20 protein-coding genes are annotated in these 22,707 nt (G+C 56.7%); 19 read left to right on the top strand and 1 reads right to left on the bottom strand.

The genetic code is table 11. From position 1 onward, the window contains the following. The first annotated feature begins 26 nt into the window (after positions 1–26). The 15 genes from nuoG (at position 27) to SIK97_RS07705 (ending at position 17,310) form a co-directional block, all read left to right on the top strand. A complete protein-coding gene (gene nuoG / locus SIK97_RS07635; RefSeq protein ID WP_025106677.1) occupies positions 27–2,753 on the top strand; it encodes an NADH-quinone oxidoreductase subunit NuoG in 2,727 nt (908 codons plus the stop codon). Further along, positions 2,750–3,727 (top strand): NADH-quinone oxidoreductase subunit NuoH, encoded by a 978-nt coding sequence (gene nuoH / locus SIK97_RS07640; RefSeq protein WP_004104068.1) that lies wholly within the window; start codon positions 2,750–2,752, stop codon positions 3,725–3,727. Before nuoG ends, nuoH begins: the two co-directional genes overlap by 4 nt. 14 nt (positions 3,728–3,741) lie before the next feature. Further along, entirely contained in the window at positions 3,742–4,284 is a 543-nt protein-coding gene (gene nuoI / locus SIK97_RS07645) for an NADH-quinone oxidoreductase subunit NuoI (RefSeq protein WP_004104066.1), read from the top strand. A 10-nt stretch (positions 4,285–4,294) separates the two neighbouring features. Continuing rightward, positions 4,295–4,849, top strand: coding sequence for an NADH-quinone oxidoreductase subunit J (gene nuoJ, locus SIK97_RS07650; protein ID WP_014230252.1), 555 nt, complete (start codon positions 4,295–4,297; stop codon positions 4,847–4,849). Continuing rightward, a complete protein-coding gene (gene nuoK, locus SIK97_RS07655) occupies positions 4,846–5,148 on the top strand; it encodes an NADH-quinone oxidoreductase subunit NuoK (protein ID WP_004104062.1) in 303 nt (100 codons plus the stop codon). The genes nuoJ and nuoK overlap by 4 nt, the downstream gene beginning before the upstream one ends. Further along, positions 5,145–6,986, top strand: a complete 1,842-nt coding sequence (nuoL, locus tag SIK97_RS07660; RefSeq protein ID WP_057173171.1) for an NADH-quinone oxidoreductase subunit L — start codon at positions 5,145–5,147, stop codon at positions 6,984–6,986. Before nuoK ends, nuoL begins: the two co-directional genes overlap by 4 nt. A 163-nt stretch (positions 6,987–7,149) precedes the next feature. After that, entirely contained in the window at positions 7,150–8,679 is a 1,530-nt protein-coding gene (gene nuoM, locus SIK97_RS07665; RefSeq protein ID WP_004104059.1) for an NADH-quinone oxidoreductase subunit M, read from the top strand. Between the two features lie 6 nt (positions 8,680–8,685). Further along, positions 8,686–10,143, top strand: coding sequence for an NADH-quinone oxidoreductase subunit NuoN (gene nuoN, locus SIK97_RS07670; RefSeq protein WP_004852828.1), 1,458 nt, complete (start codon positions 8,686–8,688; stop codon positions 10,141–10,143). Positions 10,144–10,344: 201 nt separating this feature from the next. Further along, positions 10,345–10,896, top strand: coding sequence for a tyrosine-type DNA invertase (locus SIK97_RS07675; protein WP_025106679.1), 552 nt, complete (start codon positions 10,345–10,347; stop codon positions 10,894–10,896). 426 nt (positions 10,897–11,322) lie between these two features. Continuing rightward, entirely contained in the window at positions 11,323–11,859 is a 537-nt protein-coding gene (locus tag SIK97_RS07680) for a fimbrial protein (RefSeq protein WP_014230249.1), read from the top strand. Positions 11,860–11,921: 62 nt separating this feature from the next. Next, the gene (locus SIK97_RS07685; RefSeq protein ID WP_032750740.1) at positions 11,922–12,584 is read left to right on the top strand and encodes a molecular chaperone; all 663 of its coding nucleotides are present in this window, start codon (positions 11,922–11,924) and stop codon (positions 12,582–12,584) included. A gap of 30 nt (positions 12,585–12,614) precedes the next feature. Continuing rightward, the gene (locus SIK97_RS07690) at positions 12,615–15,164 is read left to right on the top strand and encodes a fimbria/pilus outer membrane usher protein (protein ID WP_057173170.1); all 2,550 of its coding nucleotides are present in this window, start codon (positions 12,615–12,617) and stop codon (positions 15,162–15,164) included. A 19-nt stretch (positions 15,165–15,183) separates the two neighbouring features. Then, entirely contained in the window at positions 15,184–16,224 is a 1,041-nt protein-coding gene (locus SIK97_RS07695; protein ID WP_057173169.1) for a fimbrial protein, read from the top strand. Positions 16,225–16,236: 12 nt separating this feature from the next. Then, on the top strand, positions 16,237–16,746 hold the full coding sequence (locus SIK97_RS07700) for a fimbrial protein (RefSeq protein WP_032750733.1): 510 nt from the start codon (positions 16,237–16,239) through the stop codon (positions 16,744–16,746). A gap of 33 nt (positions 16,747–16,779) precedes the next feature. After that, positions 16,780–17,310, top strand: a complete 531-nt coding sequence (locus SIK97_RS07705; RefSeq protein ID WP_025106684.1) for a tyrosine-type recombinase/integrase — start codon at positions 16,780–16,782, stop codon at positions 17,308–17,310. Positions 17,311–17,356: 46 nt separating this feature from the next. Here SIK97_RS07705 and rnz read toward each other — a convergent pair whose 3' ends face one another. After that, positions 17,357–18,277 carry a ribonuclease Z gene (rnz, locus tag SIK97_RS07710; RefSeq protein ID WP_014230243.1) on the bottom strand — a complete coding sequence of 307 codons (921 nt, stop codon included), beginning with the start codon at positions 18,275–18,277 and terminating at the stop codon, positions 17,357–17,359. A gap of 59 nt (positions 18,278–18,336) precedes the next feature. Here rnz and SIK97_RS07715 point away from each other — a divergent pair, with 59 nt between their 5' ends. From SIK97_RS07715 to menH, 4 genes are all read left to right on the top strand, one after another. Next, complete coding sequence (locus SIK97_RS07715; RefSeq protein WP_032750729.1) at positions 18,337–18,798, top strand: GNAT family N-acetyltransferase; 462 nt, start codon at positions 18,337–18,339, stop codon at positions 18,796–18,798. Between the two features lie 97 nt (positions 18,799–18,895). After that, entirely contained in the window at positions 18,896–20,191 is a 1,296-nt protein-coding gene (gene menF, locus SIK97_RS07720) for an isochorismate synthase MenF (RefSeq protein WP_057173168.1), read from the top strand. 77 nt (positions 20,192–20,268) lie between these two features. Continuing rightward, positions 20,269–21,939, top strand: coding sequence for a 2-succinyl-5-enolpyruvyl-6-hydroxy-3-cyclohexene-1-carboxylic-acid synthase (gene menD, locus SIK97_RS07725; protein ID WP_057173167.1), 1,671 nt, complete (start codon positions 20,269–20,271; stop codon positions 21,937–21,939). Continuing rightward, positions 21,936–22,694, top strand: coding sequence for a 2-succinyl-6-hydroxy-2,4-cyclohexadiene-1-carboxylate synthase (menH, locus tag SIK97_RS07730; RefSeq protein ID WP_032750726.1), 759 nt, complete (start codon positions 21,936–21,938; stop codon positions 22,692–22,694). The genes menD and menH overlap by 4 nt, the downstream gene beginning before the upstream one ends. Positions 22,695–22,707 lie beyond the last annotated feature (13 nt).

Here is a 22,707-nt window from a genome sequence, read left to right on the forward strand (position 1 = left end):
GGTTTTTTTATTTTGGAAGCACGCTAATGGCTACGATTCATGTAGACGGCAAAGAGTACGAGGTCAACGGAGCGGACAACCTGTTAGAAGCTTGTCTCTCTCTGGGCCTTGATATTCCTTACTTTTGCTGGCATCCGGCGCTGGGAAGCGTTGGTGCTTGCCGCCAGTGTGCGGTGAAGCAATATCAGAACGCGGAAGACACGCGTGGCCGCCTGGTGATGTCCTGTATGACACCGGCATCCGACGGCACTTTTATTTCCATCGATGACGCAGAAGCGAAGCAGTTCCGCGAAAGCGTAGTTGAGTGGCTGATGACCAACCACCCGCACGACTGTCCGGTGTGCGAAGAGGGCGGCAACTGCCACTTACAGGATATGACCGTAATGACCGGTCATAGCTTCCGTCGCTACCGCTTTACCAAGCGTACCCACCGCAACCAGGATCTGGGGCCGTTCATCTCTCACGAAATGAACCGCTGCATCGCCTGCTACCGCTGCGTTCGCTACTACAAAGACTATGCTGACGGTACCGACCTGGGCGTCTACGGCGCTCACGACAACGTCTACTTTGGCCGTCCGGAAGACGGTACGCTGGAAAGCGAGTTCTCCGGTAACCTGGTGGAAGTCTGTCCGACCGGCGTCTTTACCGATAAAACGCACTCCGAGCGCTATAACCGTAAGTGGGACATGCAGTTTGCGCCAAGCATCTGCCAGCAGTGTTCCATCGGCTGTAACATCAGCCCCGGCGAGCGCTACGGCGAACTGCGTCGTATCGAAAACCGTTATAACGGTACCGTTAACCGTTACTTCCTCTGCGACCGCGGTCGTTTCGGCTATGGCTATGTCAATCTGAAAGATCGTCCGCGTCAGCCGGTTCAGCGCCGCGGCGACGATCTGATCACCCTCAACGCCGAACAGGCGATGCAGGGGGCGGCAGATATCCTGCGCCAGTCGAAGAAGGTGATTGGTATCGGCTCCCCGCGCGCCAGCATTGAAAGCAACTTTGCGCTGCGCGAGCTGGTCGGCGCCGAAAACTTCTATACCGGCATCGCGAAGGGCGAACAAGCGCGCCTGCAGATGATGCTGAAAGTGCTGCGCGAAGGCGGTATTCATACCCCGGCGCTGCGCGAGATCGAATCCTACGATGCGGTGCTGATCCTCGGTGAGGACATCACCCAGACCGGCGCGCGTATCGCGCTGGCGGTGCGTCAGGCGGTGAAAGGCAAAGCGCGTGAAATGGCGGCGGCGCAGAAAGTCGCCGACTGGCAGATCGCCGCGATCCTTAACATCGGCCAGCGCGCGAAGCATCCGCTGTTCGTGACCAATATCGACGACACGCGTCTTGATGATATCGCCGCATGGACCTACCGCGCGCCGGTGGAAGATCAGGCGCGTCTTGGCTTCGCCATCGCCCACGCGCTGGACGATAGCGCGCCGGCGGTCGAAGGGCTGAGCAGCGAGCTGAAAGGCAAAATCGACGTGATCGTTCAGGCGTTAGCCGGAGCGAAAAAACCGCTGATTGTTTCCGGAACCAACGCCGGCAGCATCGAGGTGATTCAGGCCGCCGCGAACGTGGCGAAAGCCCTGAAAGGCCGCGGCGCTGACGTTGGCGTGACCATGGTCGCCCGGGCAGTGAACAGCGTAGGACTCGGGATGATCGGCGGTGGCTCGCTTGAAGAGGCGCTGAGCGAACTGGAGACCGGTAACGCCGATGCGGTTATCGTGCTGGAAAACGACCTGCACCGCCACGCTTCAGCCGCCCGCGTTGACGCGGCGCTGGCGAAAGCGCCGCTGGTCATGGTGGTTGACCATCAGCGTACCGCGATTATGGAAAAAGCGCATCTGGTGCTCTCCGCGGCAAGCTTCGCGGAAAGCGACGGTACCGTGGTCAACAACGAAGGTCGCGCCCAGCGCTTCTTCCAGGTTTACGACCCGGCCTACTACGACGCGAAAACCGTGATGCTGGAAAGCTGGCGCTGGCTGCACTCATTGCACAGCACCGTTAACAATCGCCAGGTTGACTGGACGCAGCTGGACCACGTGATTGACGCCGCCATTGCCGCGCTACCGCAGCTGGCCGGTATCAAAGACGCCGCGCCGGATGCGACCTTCCGCATTCGCGGTCAGAAGCTGGCCCGTGAACCGCACCGCTATAGCGGTCGTACGGCGATGCGCGCCAACATCAGCGTGCATGAACCCCGTCAACCGCAGGATAAAGACACCATGTTTGCCTTCTCCATGGAAGGGAACAACCAGCCGTCCGCGCCGCGCTCGCAAATTCCCTTTGCATGGGCTCCGGGCTGGAACTCCCCGCAGGCGTGGAACAAGTTCCAGGATGAAGTGGGCGGTAAACTGCGCCACGGCGATCCGGGCGTGCGTCTGATTGAAGCCTCCGCCAGCGGTCTTGAGTACTTTACCGCGGTACCGGCAAGCTTCCAGGCTGAAGAAGGGAAATGGCGTATCGCGCCTTACTACCATCTGTTCGGCAGCGACGAGCTGTCGCAGCGTGCTCCGGTATTCCAGAGCCGCATGCCGCAGCCGTACGTTAAGCTGAACCCGGCAGATGCCGCGAAGCTTGGCGTGAACGAAGGGGCGATGGTTTCCTTCAGCGTTGATGGCCAGGCGCTTAGCCTGCCGCTGGTAATCTCGGCGGGGCTGACGGCAGGGCAGGTTGGCTTACCGATGGGCATGCCAGGGATTGCGCCGGTGCTGACCGGAGCGCGTATTGATACTCTGCAGGAGGCGAAAGCATGAGTTGGTTAACTCCCGATCTCATCGACATTCTGTTAGGCATCCTTAAAGCGGTAGTGATTCTGCTGGTGGTGGTGACCTGCGGCGCGTTTATGAGCTTTGGCGAACGTCGTCTGCTGGGCCTGTTCCAGAACCGTTACGGGCCTAACCGCGTGGGCTGGGGCGGTTCGCTGCAGCTCGTCGCCGACATGATCAAAATGTTCTTTAAAGAGGACTGGGTTCCGCGCTTCTCGGATCGCGTGATCTTTACTCTGGCGCCGGTGATTGCCTTTACTTCGCTGCTGCTGGCCTTCGCCATTGTGCCGGTCAGCCCGACGTGGGTGGTGGCCGATCTGAACATCGGGATCCTGTTCTTCCTGATGATGGCAGGTCTGGCGGTCTATGCGGTGCTGTTCGCCGGCTGGTCGAGCAACAACAAATACTCGCTGCTTGGCGCGATGCGTGCTTCTGCCCAGACCCTGAGCTACGAAGTGTTCCTCGGGCTTTCCCTGATGGGCGTGGTGGCGCAGGCCGGTTCATTCAACATGACCGATATCGTCAACAACCAGGCGCATCTGTGGAACGTCATCCCTCAGTTCTTCGGCTTCGTGACCTTTGCGATTGCGGGCGTAGCGGTATGTCACCGTCACCCGTTTGACCAACCGGAAGCGGAACAGGAGCTGGCTGACGGTTATCACATCGAATACTCCGGCATGAAGTTCGGTCTGTTCTTCGTCGGTGAATATATCGGGATTGTTACCGTATCGGCGCTGATTGTGACGCTGTTCTTCGGCGGCTGGAATGGCCCATGGTTACCTCCTTTCATCTGGTTCGCGCTGAAAACCGCGTTCTTTATGATGATGTTCATTTTGATCCGCGCATCATTACCGCGTCCGCGCTATGACCAGGTAATGTCCTTTGGCTGGAAGGTATGCCTGCCGTTAACGCTGATCAACTTGTTGGTAACGGCGGCTGTCATTCTCTGGCAGGCGCAATAAGGGGTGAATTGACCATGACCTTAAAAGAATTATTGGTAGGGTTTGGCACCCAGGTCCGCAGTATCTGCATGATCGGGATGCACGCCTTTGCCAAACGTGAAACTCGGATGTACCCGGAAGAGCCGGTATATCTGCCGCCGCGCTACCGTGGCCGCATCGTGCTGACGCGCGATCCGGACGGCGAAGAGCGCTGCGTTGCCTGTAACCTGTGTGCGGTAGCCTGTCCGGTAGGCTGTATCTCTCTGCAAAAAGCGGAGACCAAAGACGGCCGCTGGTACCCGGAGTTTTTCCGCATCAACTTCTCGCGCTGCATTTTCTGCGGCCTGTGCGAAGAAGCGTGCCCGACCACGGCGATTCAGTTGACCCCGGACTTTGAGCTGGGCGAATACAAACGTCAGGATCTGGTGTACGAAAAAGAGGATCTGCTGATTTCCGGTCCGGGTAAATACCCGGAATATAACTTCTACCGGATGGCGGGTATGGCAATCGACGGCAAAGATAAGGGCGAAGCAGAGAACGAAGCTAAGCCTATCGACGTCAAGAGCCTGTTACCGTAAGGAGAGGGCAATGGAATTCGCTTTTTATATCTGTGGCCTGATAGCCATCCTCGCAACCCTGCGGGTGATCACCCACACCAATCCGGTGCACGCGCTGCTGTACCTGATCATTTCGCTGTTGGCGATCGCCGGGGTGTTCTTCTCCTTAGGGGCTTATTTCGCCGGTGCGCTGGAAATTATCGTCTACGCCGGGGCCATCATGGTGCTGTTCGTGTTCGTGGTGATGATGCTCAACCTGGGCGGCAGCGAAATCGAGCAGGAGCGCCAGTGGCTGAAACCTGGGATCTGGATCGGTCCGGCCATTCTCGCAGCGGTACTGCTGGTGGTTATCGTTTACGCCATCCTTGGTATTAACGATCAGGGTATCGACGGCGCGGCGATTAACGCCAAAGAGGTCGGTATTGCGCTGTTTGGTCCGTACGTTCTGGCGGTGGAGCTGGCCTCCATGCTGCTGCTCGCGGGCCTGGTTGTTGCCTTCCATATCGGCCGTGAAGAGCGCGTCGGGGAAGTGCTGAGCAACCGTCCGAACGACAGCGATAAAAGAAAAACGGAGGAACACGCATGATCCCCTTAACACATGGACTGATCCTCGCCTCTGTCCTGTTTGTCCTCGGCCTGACGGGGCTGGTCATCCGCCGCAATCTGCTGTTTATGCTGATTAGCCTGGAGATCATGATCAATGCCGCGGCGCTGGCTTTCGTGGTTGCAGGGAGCTACTGGGGCCAGACCGATGGCCAGATAATGTATATCCTCGCCATCACCCTCGCCGCCGCGGAAGCGAGTATCGGCCTGGCGCTGCTGCTGCAGCTCCATCGTCGTCGCCAAAACCTGAACATCGATTCAGTAAGTGAGTTGCGCGGATGAACATGCTTGCCTTAACCATTCTTTTGCCATTGATTGGCTTTGTTTTGCTGGCCTTCTCTCGCGGCCGCTGGTCGGAAAACTTATCCGCCACCGTGGGGGTAGGCTCGGTAGGCCTGGCGGCGCTGGTCACGGCCTTTGTCGGCATTGACTTCTTCGCCAACGGCAAACAGGCGGTCAGCGTGCCGCTGTGGACCTGGATGTCGGTGGGCGACTTCAACGTCGGCTTCAACCTGGTGCTGGACGGTCTCTCTCTGACCATGCTGTCCGTGGTGACCGGCGTCGGCTTCCTGATCCATATGTTCGCCTCCTGGTACATGCGCGGCGAAGAGGGCTACTCTCGCTTCTTCGCCTATACCAACCTGTTTATCGCCAGCATGGTGGTTCTGGTGCTCGCTGATAACCTGCTGCTGATGTATCTCGGCTGGGAAGGCGTGGGCCTGTGCTCCTATCTGCTGATCGGCTTCTACTACACCGATCCGAAGAACGGCGCGGCGGCGATGAAAGCCTTTGTGGTGACCCGCGTCGGCGACGTGTTCCTGGCGTTCGCGCTGTTCATTCTCTACAACGAGCTGGGCACCCTGAACTTCCGCGAAATGGTCGAACTGGCGCCTGCGCACTTCGAAGCCGGTAATAACATGCTGTGGTGGGCAACTCTGATGCTGCTGGGCGGCGCGGTGGGTAAATCTGCGCAGCTGCCGTTGCAGACCTGGCTTGCGGACGCGATGGCCGGTCCAACCCCGGTCTCCGCGCTGATCCACGCCGCCACCATGGTGACCGCCGGCGTCTACCTGATTGCGCGTACCCATGGCCTGTTCCTGATGACCCCGGAAATTCTGCATCTGGTGGGTATCGTCGGAGCGGTAACGCTGGTGCTGGCAGGCTTCGCCGCGCTGGTGCAGACCGATATCAAACGCGTGCTCGCGTATTCCACCATGAGCCAGATTGGCTACATGTTCCTCGCGCTTGGCGTGCAGGCGTGGGATGCGGCGATTTTCCATCTGATGACCCATGCGTTCTTTAAAGCGCTGCTGTTCCTGTCGTCCGGTTCGGTGATTCTGGCCTGCCACCACGAACAGAATATCTTCAAGATGGGCGGCCTGCGTAAGTCTATTCCGCTGGTATACGTCTGCTTCCTGGTGGGGGGCGCGGCGCTGTCCGCGCTGCCGCTGGTGACGGCAGGCTTCTTCAGTAAGGATGAGATTCTGGCGGGCGCGATGGCGAACGGTCATCTGAATCTGATGGTTGCCGGCCTGGTCGGGGCGTTTATGACTTCCCTGTACACCTTCCGTATGATTTTCATCGTGTTCCACGGCAAAGAACAAATTCACGCTCACGCAGGGAAGGGGATTACCCATCATCTGCCGCTGATTGTGCTGCTGGTGCTCTCGACCTTCGTTGGCGCGCTGATTGTGCCGCCGCTGGAAGGCGTACTGCCGCAGACCACCGAGCTTGAACACGGACGCGTCATGACGCTGGAAATTGCCTCCGGGGTGATTGCTATCGCCGGTATTCTGATTGCCGCCTGGCTGTGGCTGGGTAAACGCACGCTGGTGACGTCGATTGCCAACAGCGCGCCGGGTCGTCTGCTCGGTACCTGGTGGTACAACGCCTGGGGCTTTGACTGGCTGTATGACAAAGTGTTCGTTAAGCCGTTCCTCGGCGTGGCGTGGTTGCTGAAGAGCGACCCGCTGAATGCCCTGATGAACATTCCGGCGATCCTTTCCCGCTTCGCAGGCAAAGGCCTGGTGGTGAGCGAGAACGGCTATCTGCGCTGGTATGTGGCTTCTATGGGCATCGGCGCTGTCGTGGTGCTGGCGCTGCTGATGGTATTGCGTTGAGTTTGAGGATTGTGGGCGTTGTCGGTTAACCCGACTTACAAGCAGTAGGCCCGGCAAGCATAGCGCTGCCGGGCAATAACACCCGCAATCCGAAGTGAATTTTCTGTGAGAATTCGTTGAAAATCGGTCCTGAACGGGACTTTAACAAGGAATAAAGATCGCCATGTTATTACCCTGGCTAATATTAATTCCCTTCATCGGCGGCTTCCTGTGCTGGCAGACTGAACGCTTTGGCGTGAAGATGCCGCGCTGGATCGCGCTGATCACTATGGGATTGACGTTTCTGCTTGGCCTGCAGTTGTGGATGCAGGGCGGCTATTCTCTCACGCAATCTACCGGTATTCCGCAGTGGCAGTCGGAATTCGTGATGCCGTGGATCCCGCGATTCGGGATTAGCATTCATCTGGCTATCGACGGTCTGTCGCTGCTGATGGTGGTGCTGACCGGGCTGCTGGGCGTGCTGGCGGTGCTCTGTTCATGGCGCGAAATCGAGAAATATCAGGGGTTTTTCCATCTTAACCTGATGTGGATCCTGGGCGGCGTGATCGGCGTATTCCTGGCTATCGACCTGTTCCTGTTCTTCTTCTTCTGGGAAATGATGCTGGTGCCGATGTACTTCCTGATCGCGCTGTGGGGCCATAAGGCTTCCGACGGTAAAACGCGTATCACGGCGGCAACCAAGTTCTTCATTTATACCCAGGCGAGCGGTCTGGTGATGCTGATATCCATCCTGGCGCTGGCGTTTGTGCACTTCAACGCTACCGGCGTATGGACCTTCAACTATGAAGAGCTGCTGAAGACGCCGATGTCCCACGGCGTGGAATACCTGCTGATGCTGGGCTTCTTTATCGCTTTCGCGGTAAAAATGCCGGTGGTTCCGCTGCACGGCTGGCTGCCGGATGCGCACTCTCAGGCGCCGACCGCGGGTTCCGTTGACCTCGCGGGGATCCTGTTGAAAACCGCTGCCTACGGCCTGCTGCGCTTTGCGCTGCCGCTGTTCCCGAACGCTTCCGCCGAATTTGCCCCCATCGCGATGTGGCTGGGCGTCATCGGTATCTTCTACGGCGCGTGGATGGCCTTCAGCCAGTACGATATCAAGCGTCTGATTGCTTATACCTCCGTTTCCCACATGGGCTTCGTGCTGATTGCTATCTACACCGGCAGCCAGCTGGCTTATCAGGGCGCGGTGATTCAGATGATTGCTCACGGTCTGTCCGCTGCCGGCCTGTTTATTCTTTGCGGTCAGCTTTACGAGCGTCTGCATACGCGCGATATGCGTCAGATGGGCGGTCTGTGGAGCAAGATAAAGTGGCTGCCTGCGCTGTCGATGTTCTTTGCGGTCGCGACCCTCGGGATGCCGGGTACCGGTAACTTCGTCGGCGAATTTATGATTCTGTTCGGCAGCTATAAAACCGTGCCGGTGATTACCGTTATTTCGACCTTTGGTCTGGTGTTCGCTTCCGTGTACTCGCTGTCGATGCTGCATCGCGCGTACTTTGGTAAAGCAAAAAGCGAAATCGCCGCGAAAGCGCTGCCGGGAATGTCCCTGCGTGAACTGTCGATCATCCTGCTGCTGGTCGTTCTGCTGGTGCTGCTGGGCTTCTTCCCGCAGCCGATTCTGGACACCTCGCACTCTGCGATGAGCAACATTCAGCAGTGGTTTGTTAATTCTGTTTCTACTACAAGGCCGTAATTCGCCATGACAATAACTCCACAACAACTGATCGCACTGCTACCGCTGCTGATCGTCGGCTTGACGGTGGTGGTTGTGATGCTCTCCATTGCGTGGCGACGCAATCATTTCCTCAATGCCACGCTGTCGGTTCTCGGCCTGAACGCCGCGCTGATATCACTCTGGTTCGTGGGTCAGAACGGAGCGATGGACGTCACGCCGCTGATTCGCGTTGACGGATACGCGATGCTCTATACCGGGCTGGTGCTGCTGGCGAGCCTCGCCACCTGTACTTTCGCCTACCCGTGGCTTGAGGGTTACAAGGACAACAAAGAAGAGTTCTATCTTCTGGTGCTGATCGCCGCGCTGGGCGGTATTCTGCTGGCGGGCGCTAACCATCTGGCGGCGCTGTTCCTCGGCATTGAGCTGATTTCGCTGCCGCTGTTCGGCCTGGTGGGCTACGCCTTCCGCCAGAAACGTTCGCTGGAAGCCAGTATCAAATATACGATTCTGTCCGCCGTTGCCTCTTCGTTTCTGCTGTTCGGTATGGCGCTGGTGTATGCCAACTCCGGTAACCTCTCCTTCCTTGCGCTCGGTAAGAGCCTGACGGATGGCATGCTGCACGAGCCGCTGCTGCTGGCTGGTCTCGGTCTGATGATTGTCGGTCTCGGCTTTAAGCTGTCGCTGGTGCCGTTCCATCTGTGGACGCCGGACGTATACCAGGGCGCGCCTGCTCCGGTTTCCACCTTCCTGGCGACCGCCAGTAAAATCGCCATCTTTGGCGTGGTCATGCGCCTGTTCCTCTATATGCCGGTGGGCGACAGCGAGGCGGTACGCGTGGTGCTGGGCCTGATCGCCTTTGCTTCGATTATCTTCGGGAACCTGATGGCCCTGAGCCAGACCAATATTAAACGTCTGCTCGGCTACTCTTCCATTTCTCATCTTGGCTATCTGCTGGTGGCGCTAATTGCTCTGCAGAGCGGTGAGATGTCGATGGAAGCGGTGGGCGTTTATCTGGCAGGGTACCTGTTCAGCAGCCTCGGCGCGTTCGGCGTGGTGAGCCTGATGTCCAGCCCATACCGCGGCCCGGATGCCGATTCGCTCTACTCCTACCGTGGCCTGTTCTGGCATCGTCCGATTCTGTCGGCGGTAATGACGGTGATGATGCTGTCTCTTGCCGGTATTCCGATGACGCTGGGCTTTATCGGTAAGTTCTACGTGCTGGCGGTGGGTGTGCATGCGCACCTGTGGTGGCTGGTCGGCGCGGTAGTGGTGGGTTCAGCGATTGGCCTCTACTACTACCTGCGCGTGGCGGTGAGCCTCTATCTGAGCGCGCCGGAGAAACTGAATCGCGATGCGCCGTCTAACTGGCAGTACAGCGCCGGAGGCATCGTGGTGCTCATCTCCGCGCTGCTGGTGCTGGTGCTGGGCGTTTGGCCGCAGCCGCTCATCAGCATCGTACAATTGGCTACGCCGCTGATGTAATGCTATCTTTAGCCAGAGAAAAGGATCGCTTCGGCGGTCCTTTTTTTATCTACGCAAAAGCGCCAGGCGCTTTCTTTACTCTTTTTCGTATTATTCATGCTTTTTATCATATTAATCTCACTTTACGTTTCCACTCATCCTCTTATTTTCCGTACTATTATTACTACGCACGCTATTGTGTTTTGTAGATGGAGAAAGTGAATGAAAACAAGACGTAAGCATTTGACTGTCGGGGAGGTTCAGCGTTTGGTTGAAGCGGCCAGGCGGGGAGCAAACCCGGAGCGCGATGTCTGTTTACTGTGGATGTGTTTTAATCATGGTTGTCGAGTGAGCGAAATTCGTCACTGGAAGCTCTCTGATATCGATATTCAAAGCGGGGTCATTTATATTCGTCGACTGAAGAACGGCTTTTCTACCACTCATCCTATTTATAAACAAGAGGTAAAGGTACTCAACGAATGGCTGCGCGTGCGTGATAATTATCCCGGAAATAATTCTGGCTGGCTCTTTCTGTCACGAAATGGCCAGCCTTTATCCCGGCAGAGAATATACCAGATGATGAAGAACCTGAGCCTCGTCGCCCAGCTGGAAATCAACGCGCATCCGCATATGCTGCGCCACGCATGCGGTTTCGCGCTGGCTAATAAGGGGGTGGATACGCGATTAATTCAGGACTTTCTTGGACACCGGAATATTCAGCACACGGTTATCTATACAGCCAGTAACGATGCGAGGTTTAGAGAAGTTTGGTAAACGAAATAGTCATTTTGTATCAAACTGACTCCTATGCTATCCACAGGTAGTAACAATGTCAATTTATGATTAACAATATTTTTTACTATTATTTTCATATAGTTATATTAAGTATAGGTGTCATTTATTTTTTTAATTGTTTTAATTGGCTTTATGTATGGTTTGTTCCGCCTCTCATTCTTTAGCTTTTTATCGTGTTTATTGGGATTTTTCCTGATAAATATGAAATTAAAAACGCCGTCCCTGGCAATTTATATTCTAATTAATTGAAGTGGTCATATTGATACATAATGACCACTTCAAAATATTATATCCATTTCATGGGTCAATGTTTTGTTGCGTTATTAATATCAAACGTAAATAAAAGGATGCGCAGGGTATTGCGCTTATAAGTTAATGCATCGACTGCATTGAAAAGGATAAATCATGAAAAAAACATTACTTGCTGCTGTTGTCGCCGGTTGCGCGGCGTTCTCTGGTGCTGCGCTGGCGGATGACGGTCAGGTGAAGTTTATCGGCGATATTATCGATGCGGGCTGCGACGTGGTGAACGACCTGTCCAATCCGCTGGAAGTTCAGATGGGGCAGATTGCCAAGACCGCATTTAGCGGTACGGGGTCTACTGCGGCTGAACAGAATTTCGCGATTAAACTGGAAAACTGCCCGACTACCGTCACCAAAGCATCGGTACTGTTCTCCGGCGCTAACGTCAACGGTGATAATGATAAACTGCAGCTGACCGGAGCGGGTACCGATCCTGCCGTTGCCGAAGGCGTGGCCCTGCAGCTGGTTGACGCCAGCAGCAACGCGACGCTGCCGCTCTATACGCGTTCTGCCAGCCTGACCATCCCCGCTACCGGCAATATCGATCTGCCGTTCCGCGTCCGTTATATCCAGACTGAAAGCACTATCGTTGCGGGTAAAGCTGACGGTACAGCCAACTTTACCATCAGCTATAACTAATTTTCCGTCTAAATGACAGTGTTAGCGAGCCCTATGTGGCTCGCTTTTCCAGGGAGCTGGAGATGCAAAAATACCTGAAAGTGCTAATAGCTGGATGGCTGTTGGTCGGCGCTGCGGCGCATGCGGGCGTGGTGACCGGCGGTACTCGTCTGATTTATCCCGGCGGTAAAAAAGAGTCCTCACTGAGCGTAACTAATAATGATGCTACGCCTTATCTCATTCAAAGCTGGGTTGAAAGTAATAAGGGCGCAGCCCCATTTCTGTTAACGCCGCCGTTATTTCGCCTTGAGGGCGAGCAGCAAACCCGACTGCGGGTAATTTACAGCGGCGGCTTACCGGAAAATAAAGAAAGTATGTTCTGGATGAACATCAAAGCGATTCCCTCCTCGCAGGCTAAAGCCGGCGCCAATACCCTACAGATCGCTATCAAAACGCGCATCAAATTAATTTATCGACCTAAATCCATTGAAGGAACGCCGGAGATGGTGACGGAGCAGCTTCGCTGGACGCGCAGCGGCAATACGCTACAGGTCATGAATCCCACCGCCTTTTATATGAATTTTGCCGAGGTCAAAGTGGGGGGCGCCGAAGTTAAAGAGGCCAATTGGGTGGGGCCGGGGGAAACGGCGCGCTTTCAACTGCCGGGCGTCAGCGCGGGCGCTTTGCAGTGGAAACTGATTAACGATTATGGCGGTACCGGCGCGCTGCACCACGCGACTTTGTAGAGGCTTTCAGGCCAGGGAGTTCCAGAGAAAATGAAAAATAATCATAATAAATGGCGGCTGAACCGGATAGCCGGCGCTCTGGCCGTTGCGCTGCTACCGCTGTGCGATGAGGTCCTGGCGCGGGAGGTTTTTAACCCTGCCCTGCTGGAAATGGACGGCCCGCATACGGGCGTCAGGGATTTATCCGCCTACGAGAAGGCTGGAGGCCAGCTGCCTGGCACCTATCGGGTTGATATTTATCTTAATAACGTTTTTATGGATACCCGCGATGTGGTTTTTCAGCAGAGCAAAGGGCCGGGAATAACGGAATTACAGCCTTGCCTGACGGTAGACGATTTGGCCGAATGGGGCGTGCGCGTCTCCCAATTTCCAGAGCTGGGCCGCAGAACGCCTGGCTGCGCGGATATCAGCGTGATACCGCAGGCAAAATCCGATTTTCGCTTCAGCCAGCAGCGCCTGCTATTGAGCTTCCCGCAGGCGGCGGTAGCCAGCGCCGCCCGCGGCTGGGTGGATCCGAAACAGTGGGATGACGGGGTGCCGGCGCTCCTGCTGAATTACTCCTTCAGCGGGGCAAATAACTGGTCACGTCAGAACGATACGCCGGACAGCGATAACCAATACGTTAACCTGCGCCCCGGTATCAACGTCGGGCCGTGGCGTTTACGTAACTACACGACCTGGTCGCGCAGCAGCAGCGGGGGAGAGTCCAGCAATAGTTGGGACACGGTTTATACCTATGCGCAGCGCAACATCAAATCGCTACAGGGGGTGATGACGCTGGGCGATAGCAGCACGGACGCCGACGTTTTTGAGGGTGTTCCCTTTCGCGGGGCGATGCTGGCTTCCGATGACGATATGCTGCCGGAAAGCCTGCGCGGCTACGCGCCCGTCGTTCGCGGGATTGCGCGCACTAATGCTCAGGTCATTATTCGCCAGAACGGCTATGAGATTTACCAGACCTACGTCGCGCCTGGCGCTTTTGAAATCACCGATATGTACCCGACCGGCGGCTCTGGTGATTTAGCCGTCACCATCAAAGAGGCGGACGGCAGCGAGCAGAACCTGATCGTACCTTACGCTTCGCTCCCTGTCCTGCAGCGCGAAGGGCGGCTGAAATATAGCATGACCTCCGGCGTGTATCGCGCCTACGACAACAGCATTGACGAAACGCCCCTCACGCAGGCGACGGCAATCTACGGCTTGCCCTGGGGGTTAACCCTGTACGGCGGCGGCCAGTTTAGCAGTAAGTACCAGTCGGTGGCGCTGGGAATGGGGAAAAACCTCGGTGAACTGGGCGCCGTATCGACCGATATCATCCAGGCCTGGTCGACCCGACAGGATAAAGATAAAGAGAGCGGGCAGTCGGTACGTCTGCGTTACAGCAAAGACCTACCGGGCCTGGGGACTAACGTAAGCCTGGCGGGATATCGCTATGCGACCAGCGGTTACTGGGATATGCAGGAAGTGCTGGATACCTATCGGGATGACAACTACACGCCTTCTATTGAACGGCGGCGCAACCGCGGGGAGGTGACGATCAGCCAGAGCCTTGGCGAAGAAATGGGGTCGCTGTCGCTGAGCTATATTCGCGAAGATTACTGGAATACCGGCCGCACTATGGAGTCAGTGGGCGTCGGATACAACAATAGCTGGCGCGGCATCAGCTATAGCATGAACTACAGCTATAACCGCAATACGACCGACCAGAACACCGGTAAGCGTAATGACGAAGACCACCTTTTTGCCCTGAGCATCAGCGTGCCTTTGGGGGAATGGCTACCGAAGCCGGTTTATGCCAACTACTCCCTGAACAGCAGCAAAAATGGCTCCACCAGCAACAATCTGGGCCTCTCCGGCACCTTGCTGGAGCGTAATAACCTGAGCTGGAGCGTGCAGGAAGGCTACACCAGCCAGGGAAGAGGGGAGAGCGGCAGCGTCAATGCGGACTGGCGCGCAACCTATGCTGAACTTACCGGCGGCTATAGTCATGATAAATACAGCCATCGGCTGAACTACGCTCTGCGCGGCGGAGCGCTGGTACATGAAAACGGCCTGACGCTGGGGCAGCCTTTCGGCGAAACCGTCGCTCTCATCAAGGCGCCCGGCGCCGCCGGCGTCGGCGTGAATAGCCAGACAGGGGTCAGAACCGACTGGCGAGGGTATACCGTCGTGCCTTACGCCTCGCCGTATCGTAAGAATATCCTGACGCTCGATACCACGACGATGCCGGACGATGTCGACCTCGAGTTGGCGACGCAGACGGTCGTGCCTACCCGTGGGGCGGTGGTTCGCGCAAATTATGCCACCAGCGTGGGTAACCGGGTACTGATGACGGTACGCCTGGAGAACGGGCAACCCCTGCCTTTCGGGGCCATGGTCAGCGTCCCCGGGGCGGCATCCTCTGAGCAGGCGTTTATCGTTGGCGATGGCGGACAGGTCTACCTGACCGGACTGGAATCTAACGGCGTACTCAACGTGAAGTGGGGCTCCGGGACGCAAGACCGCTGCCAGATCCACTATGCGCTGCCGTCAGCAAAAGAACTTACCGGCATTATTGTGGCCCAGGCGCAATGCCGATAATCGAAAGGATGCAGAGACAATGAAACGATTTTCATGGGGAATATTAGCGGGCCTGACGGCGCTGGCGATCGCGCCGCAGGCGATGGCGGCAACCGGGTGGTGTCAGAATACCGGTAATGGCGGGGCGCCTTTTCAGGACAGCTTTTCATTTATTGAAAGCTTTACTAATCCCTCACAAAATCAGGCCGGAATGGAGTTTTCCCGTTTGTACCACTGGAGTACCGGGGGAACCTACAAGGCAAAGTGTGACTGTGATAGTGCCAGCGGGGTGACGTATTTTAAAGCCACGGTGCCAGGCCTTACCGCGACGCAAAGCCGCAACGGATTAAATTATTACCAGCTAAATAAATACCTGGAAATTGCCACCGAGTTATTTATTGCAGGGGGCGTGAATAAATATATTCCTACGCCGATTGAGGATAAGAGTAATCAGAATAATCAAGGTTTTGCCTGTAATCCCGGCGGCTCCATTTTTGATACAGGGTCACTGGGATATATTTCGCTTTATTTTACCCGGCCTTTTGTTGGCCAGGTGACGATCCCTCCGACGGTTATCCTGAGTGTTTACGGGACGCGAAAAACGGGCAGCTACAGCGGTATCCCCCTGACGCAAATTTCAATGAGCGGGTCGGTAACGGTTCCGCAGTCCTGCGAGATTAATACCGGTAAAGCGATTAATATTGATTTTGAGGATATTGCCGCCAACCATTTTAAAACCGCGGGCCAGATGCCGAAGGACTTCTCTCCACATGTTGTTAATATGACGGTGGCCTGTACCAATATTTCTGCCGGGGTAAAAATCGCGCTGTCGTTCCAGGGGATGGCGGATACTAACGATAGCACTGCGCTGGCGACCACCAATCGCGATATTGCGGTGCGCATTGAAAATATTACCGGCGTCAAAATACCGGTCATTTCAGGTCTGCTGCCGGTCAATTTTAATTACCCGAGTCAGACCGGGGACACCACTATGAAAATTTATCCGATTAATACCACCGGGAATTTACCCAGCGGCGGAGGCTTTACCGCTACGGCAACCATTCAGGCAGAAATTGAATAGCAGGAGTAGATAATGAAAAAGACGCTATGGCTGGCATTATTGCTGCCTGTTTTTTCATCCTCGGGCGGGATCCCTTTGAATATTACCGGTAATATTTATTATCTCCCCTGTGACGTCAGCACCGACACGAAGTATCAAGAGGTTAATTTTGGCCCGCTCCTGAATATTGACTTTCAAACGGCAGGCAACGCTTCAGAGTGGAAATCCTTTTATCTGAATGTCGAAAACTGCCCGGCGGGGACAACAAAAGCAACGGTAAAATTTGACGGCGTTATCGACGGTGATGATGCCAGACATTTTGCCAATATGGCCGCCAGCGATGCGGCGCAGAATATCGCACTGCAAATCACCAGTAGCGATCACTCTACTCTTTATAAAAATCAGGACCAGATGAGTATTGCTATCGACGGCAGTACCGGGAAAGGCGTATTCCCGCTGGCTGCCCGTTTATATTCAACCCGGGGTGGAGCAACGGTGGGTAAATTTGAGTCTATTGTACAGCTGACATTTACCTATCAGTAATTTTATAGTCAAATGGATGAAAAGGAATAACGTATGCAGGTAGATACGGAATATCTTAGCGTCAAGGACGTTGAGCGTCTGGTACTTGCTGCACATTATTGTGCGCACCCGGAAAGAAATAGCTGCATGATCCAGATGTGTTTTTTGCACGGTTGTCGGATTAACGAAATTACCGCCTTGACCTTGCGGGATGTCGACCTGTCGCGAAAACGGGTTTATATTCGCCGGGCGCGTCACGGTATCTCTGGGTATCATCCCTTACAACCCAAAGAAATTATCTCATTACAGCGCTGGCTACTGGCCAGAGAGTGTTACCCGGCTCATAACGATTTGCTGTTTATCTCTTCCCGGGGCAATCAGATGACGCGCCAGCGTTTTTATCAAATTATTCGCGAGTGCTGCGAGCTGGCGAAGCTGAAGCAAAATATTCATCCCAGGATGCTGCGCCACGCGTGCGGCTATGAGCTGGGAAAAAAAGGAATTGATGACGACTCGATCCAGGATTACCTGGGCTATCGCAATTTAAAATCTATTCTGCGTTATAACAGCTATGCTGAAGAGTAATGGCTGGCGTATTCGCGGCGTCTCTCTGCCGCGGTACGCCGTTTTTTTATTCTACGCTATACGCCATGAAATCTTCCGCCAGCACGGTAGATGGAAATATCTCTCTGCACTCTGCCAGCAGACGCTGGCAGCCTTCAGCGTCATAGCGAGAGCTAAAGTGGGTGGCGATAAGCGTGCCGACGCCCGCGTCGCGCGCCAGCGCCGCCGTTTGCTGGCTGGTTGAATGCCCGCGGCTGTTCGCTTTTTCCGCCATCGCCTGTTCGAGCGTCACCTCGTGAACCATGACATCCACGCCGCAGGCCAGCTCCCGCGCCGCCTCGCAGGGGGCGGTATCGCCGAAAATAGCCAGCTTCTTACCCGGCGTTGCCGGGCCGAGGTAGCGGCTGCCGTCAATCCGCCGTCCATCTTCCAGCTCAACCGTTAATCCCTGTTTTAAGCGCTGAAATAACGGACCGGGAGGCACGCCTTCGGCGATAAGCTGCGCGGCGTCAAGGGTGCCCGGCTTATCATGCTGTTCGATACGATAGCCGTAGCATTCGACCGGGTGGTTGAGCGGCCAGGCGGTGACCCGGAAGCCGGCTTCATCGAGCACCAGCCCCGGCCCGACTTCGATAATCGTCAGCGGGTAATCGGTCCAGGAACCGCTGAGGCGCAGCGCGGTTTCCACGAACGCTTTAAGTCCTTTCGGTCCGTACAGCGTCAGCGGCAGAGAATTACCCTGCATCGAGCGGCTGCACAGCAGGCCGGGGAGACCGAAGAGATGATCGCCATGTAAATGCGTAATAAAAATCTTATTCAGCTTGCCGGGATGATAAGGGGTGCGCAGAAACTGATGCTGAGTTCCCTCCCCGCAGTCGAACAGCCACATCTCAGCCATTGTTGGCTGTTGCAAATTCAGCACTATCGACGTCATATTACGCGTACGGGTAGGCACGCCAGCGGATGTCCCCAAAAAGAGTAATTCCATCGTCCAGTGTCCTCAGGGCGAGAGTCAAAAAACAAAGTATATCAATTAAGGAAGCGCAGATGATTACATGGCAGGATCTTCACCACGGTGAACTGACCGTCCCACAGCTCTACGCCGTGCTGAAATTACGCTGTGCGGTGTTCGTTGTCGAACAAACCTGCGCCTATCAGGACGTCGACGGCGACGATCTGGTGGGGGAGAATCGCCATCTTCTCGGCTGGCGCGGCGATGAGCTGGTAGCCTACGCGCGCATTCTCAAGAGCGAGGATGAGTTTGAACCGGTGGTGATTGGCCGGGTGATTGTCAGCCAGGCGGTGCGCGGCGAGAAGCTGGGCTATCAGCTGATGGAACAGGCGCTGGCCAGCTGCCGGCAACACTGGCCGCAAAAGGCTATCTATCTTGGCGCCCAGGCGCACCTGCAAAAATTCTACGCCAGCTTCGGTTTTGTGCCGGTGACTGAGGTTTACGACGAGGACGGCATCGACCATATCGGCATGGCGTTCGAAATCGCCACTCACTAACCGCCGCGCTAATTAAAAACCGCTCCCTCATCGTGGGTACTGCTATTCCTCAGTAGTACCCCGTATAATGTGGGGTTTTTACTCCGTGGAGGTTTGCGTGCTGTCTGTATCCACCGCGCTGGAAAGCCTGTATCGCTGCCTGGATGAAGCGTTCCCGCCATCGCCCGGCACGCGAATTTTCGATGTCCCCTTCGCGCTGAATGACGCATTTGATCCCCTTCTGTGGTGCACGCATCAGCCGCAGTGGCCGCAGTTCTACTGGCAGCAGCGCAGCGGCGATGAAGAGCTGGCCGCGCTGGGGGCGGTGCAAATCTTTGCTTCCCTTGAGCAGGCGCACGCTTTTTTGCGCCAGCAGGGGCGTGAAGATCTGCGAATTTGCGGCCTTAACGCCTTTCATCCTCAGCAGGGTCTGTTGATCTTACCGAGGCTGGAGTGGCGTCGACTGGGCGGCAGCGCCACGCTACGCCTGGTGTTATATAGCGAGACCTCGCTCCGCGACGATGCCCGTGCGGCACGTGAATTTCTCGATTCGCTGGTGGCGAAACAGGCGCAGGCTACCGCGGTGCCCTCTCTGCTGAGCGAACAGCATTTCCCGGCTTATCCGCAGTGGAGAGAGCTGATTGCGCAGGCGACGCAGGCGATAGCGGCGGGGGAGATGGATAAAGTGGTGCTGGCTCGCGCCACCGATTTGCACTTCGCCGCTCCGTTAAACGCCGGAGCGATTATGGCGGCCAGCCGCCGCAGCAACCTTAACTGCTTCCACTTCCTGATGGTCTTTAACGCGCAAGAGGCCTTTATGGGGTCTACGCCGGAACGGCTGTGGCGGCGTCGCGGGGCGCTGCTGCGTACCGAAGCGCTGGCGGGAACCGTTGCCAGTCATGCGGACGATCGCCAGGCGCAGCGTTTGGGTAGCTGGCTGATGGCCGACGATAAGAACCAGCGCGAAAATATGCTGGTGGTGGAGGATATCTGTCAGCGGATGCAAGGGGAGACCCGCGCGCTGGAAGTCCTGCCGCCGCAGATTGTCCGTTTGCGGAAAGTACAGCATCTCCGGCGCTGTATTTGGGCCGAGCTGGAGAAGCCTGACGATGCCCGCTGCCTTCATCAGCTCCAGCCCACGGCGGCGGTTGCTGGTTTACCGCGCCGGGTTGCGCTGGATTTTATCACCCGTAATGAGCTTTTTACCCGCGGCTGGTATGCAGGCTCCGCCGGCTATCTGTCGCTGGCGCAAAGCGAATTTTGCGTTTCTCTGCGTTCGGCGAAAATCGAACAGCGTACGCTCAGACTCTACGCCGGTGCGGGGATCGTCAGCGGTTCCGACCCGGAGCAGGAGTGGCAGGAAATTGAAAATAAAGCCGCGGGATTGCGTTCGTTACTGCTGTCAGAAGTATAGAGAAAACGATGCATATCAAAACGGCAACAGTTTGCTTTATCTATACTTAGCCTCAATATTTGATACTGGACAAATTCATGTCTGTAAGCGCATTTAACCGACGCTGGGCGGCGGTGATCCTTGAAGCATTGACGCGCCACGGCGTGCAGCATATCTGCATTGCGCCCGGATCGCGCTCGACACCTTTAACCCTGGCGGCGGCGGAAAACCGCGCATTTATTCACCATACCCACTTTGATGAACGCGGCCTCGGCCATCTGGCGTTAGGGCTGGCGAAAGCCAGCGGTCAGCCGGTGGCGGTGATTGTGACCTCCGGTACCGCGACGGCTAACCTCTATCCGGCGCTGATTGAAGCCGGGCTGACCGGTGAAAAACTCATTTTACTGACCGCCGACCGGCCGCCGGAGCTGATTGACTGCGGCGCGAATCAGGCGATTCGCCAGCCGGGCATGTTCGCCTCGCATCCGTCGCACACAATATCCCTGCCGCGTCCGTCGCAGGATATCTCCGCCCGCTGGCTGGTCTCGACCCTCGACCAGGCGCTCGGCGCGCTACACTGCGGCGGCGTTCATATTAACTGTCCGTTTGCCGAACCGCTGTATGGCGATATGGACGACACCGGCGCCGAGTGGCAGCAGCAGCTCGGCGATTGGTGGCAGAGCGACAAGCCCTGGCTGCGTCACTCTCTGCATCTGGAAAGTGAAAAGCAGCGCGACTGGTTTTTCTGGCGGCAGAAACGCGGCGTGGTGGTCGCCGGACGGATGAGCGCGGAAGAGGGCGTCAAGGTGGCCGAGTGGGCGAAGACCCTCGGCTGGCCGCTGATTGGCGATGTGCTCTCGCAAACCGGGCAGCCGCTCCCCTGCGCCGACCTGTGGCTGGGTAACGGCAAGGCGGTCAGTGAACTGGCGCAGGCGCAAATCGTTGTTCAACTGGGCAGCAGCCTGACCAGCAAACGCGTTTTGCAGTGGCAGGCCACCTGCGAACCCGAAGAGTACTGGCTGGTGGACAATCTGCCGGGGCGACTGGATCCCGCCCAGCATCGCGGTCGCCGGCTGGTGTGCGCCATCGACCGCTGGCTTGAACAGCATCCGGCGGAAAAACGACAGCCGTGGCCCACCGTCATTCCCGAGCTTTCGCGCCAGGCATGGCAGGCGGCGGTCGCCAGCAGCGAGGATTTCGGCGAAGCCCAGCTGGCGCAGCGAATCCGGCGCTATCTGCCGGAACAGGGGCAGCTGTTTGTCGGCAACAGCCTGGTGGTGCGCTTAATTGACGCGCTGTCGCAGCTACCGGCAGGTTACCCGGTCTACAGCAATCGCGGGGCCAGCGGAATAGACGGCCTGCTGGCGACGGCGGCCGGGGTGCAGCGCGCCAGCGCGCGTCCGACGCTGGCTATCGTCGGCGATCTTTCTGCGCTTTACGATCTCAACTCGCTGGCCCTGCTGCGTCAGGCCTCCGCGCCGCTGGTGCTGATTGTCGTCAACAATAACGGCGGGCAGATTTTTTCTCTGCTGCCCACGCCGCAGGAGCAGCGCAGCCAGTTCTATCTGATGCCGCAGAATATCCATTTCGCGCACGCGGCGGCGATGTTCAATATGACTTACCATCGCCCTGCGGACTGGAATGAGCTGGAGCAGGCGCTGGACGTTGCCTGGCGAGGACCCGGCGCGACGTTGATTGAGCTGGCGGTTAATGAAACCGACGGTACGCAAACGCTTCAGCAGCTGCTGGCGCAGGTGAGTCAGCTATGACGCTGCACGCGGTGGCTGAAAGCGGCCTGCCGGGCTATCCCTGGCTGGTCTTTTTGCACGGTTTTGCCGGGGATAGTCATGAGTGGCGCACGGTGGGGCAGGCGTTTGGCGCGTATCCGCGTCTCTATATTGACCTGCCTGGCCACGGCGGATCGGCGCATATTACCGTCAACCATTTTGCCGATGTCAGCGAGCTGATTAAGAATACGCTTAATAGTTACAACATACTTAAGTACTGGCTGGTGGGATACTCCCTCGGCGGACGGGTGGCGATGTTCTATGTCAGCCAGCCGCGCGAAGGGCTCTGCGGGCTTGTCGTCGAGGGGGGGCATCCGGGCCTGGGGGATGATAACCAGCGTAGGCTGCGCCGGCACAGCGATGCCGCCTGGGCTGAACGCTTTCGCCGCGAGCCGCTGACCCAGGTCTTTGCCGACTGGTATCAGCAGCCGGTCTTCGCTTCCCTGGACGCAGCGCAGCGGGCGTCGCTGGTTGCGCTACGCAGCCGCAATAACGGCGGAGCGTTGGCGGCGATGCTGCAGGCCAGCTCGCTGGCGGAACAACCCGATCTGCGCGCGTCGTTACGGGCGCGCGATTTCCCTTTTCATTACCTTTGCGGAGAACGCGACGGCAAGTTTCGCGCCATCGCCGATGAGCTATCGGCCACCGCGCACGTGATTAATCATGCCGGACACAACGCGCATCGGGAAAACCCCGATGCTGTCGTGGCTTGTCTGGCGCAGTTTTTAGCGAGTTAACCGAAGGACACTT

This window comes from Klebsiella sp. JN_Kp126 (assembly GCF_033843325.1).
Classification (GTDB): Bacteria; Pseudomonadota; Gammaproteobacteria; order Enterobacterales; family Enterobacteriaceae; genus Klebsiella; species Klebsiella michiganensis.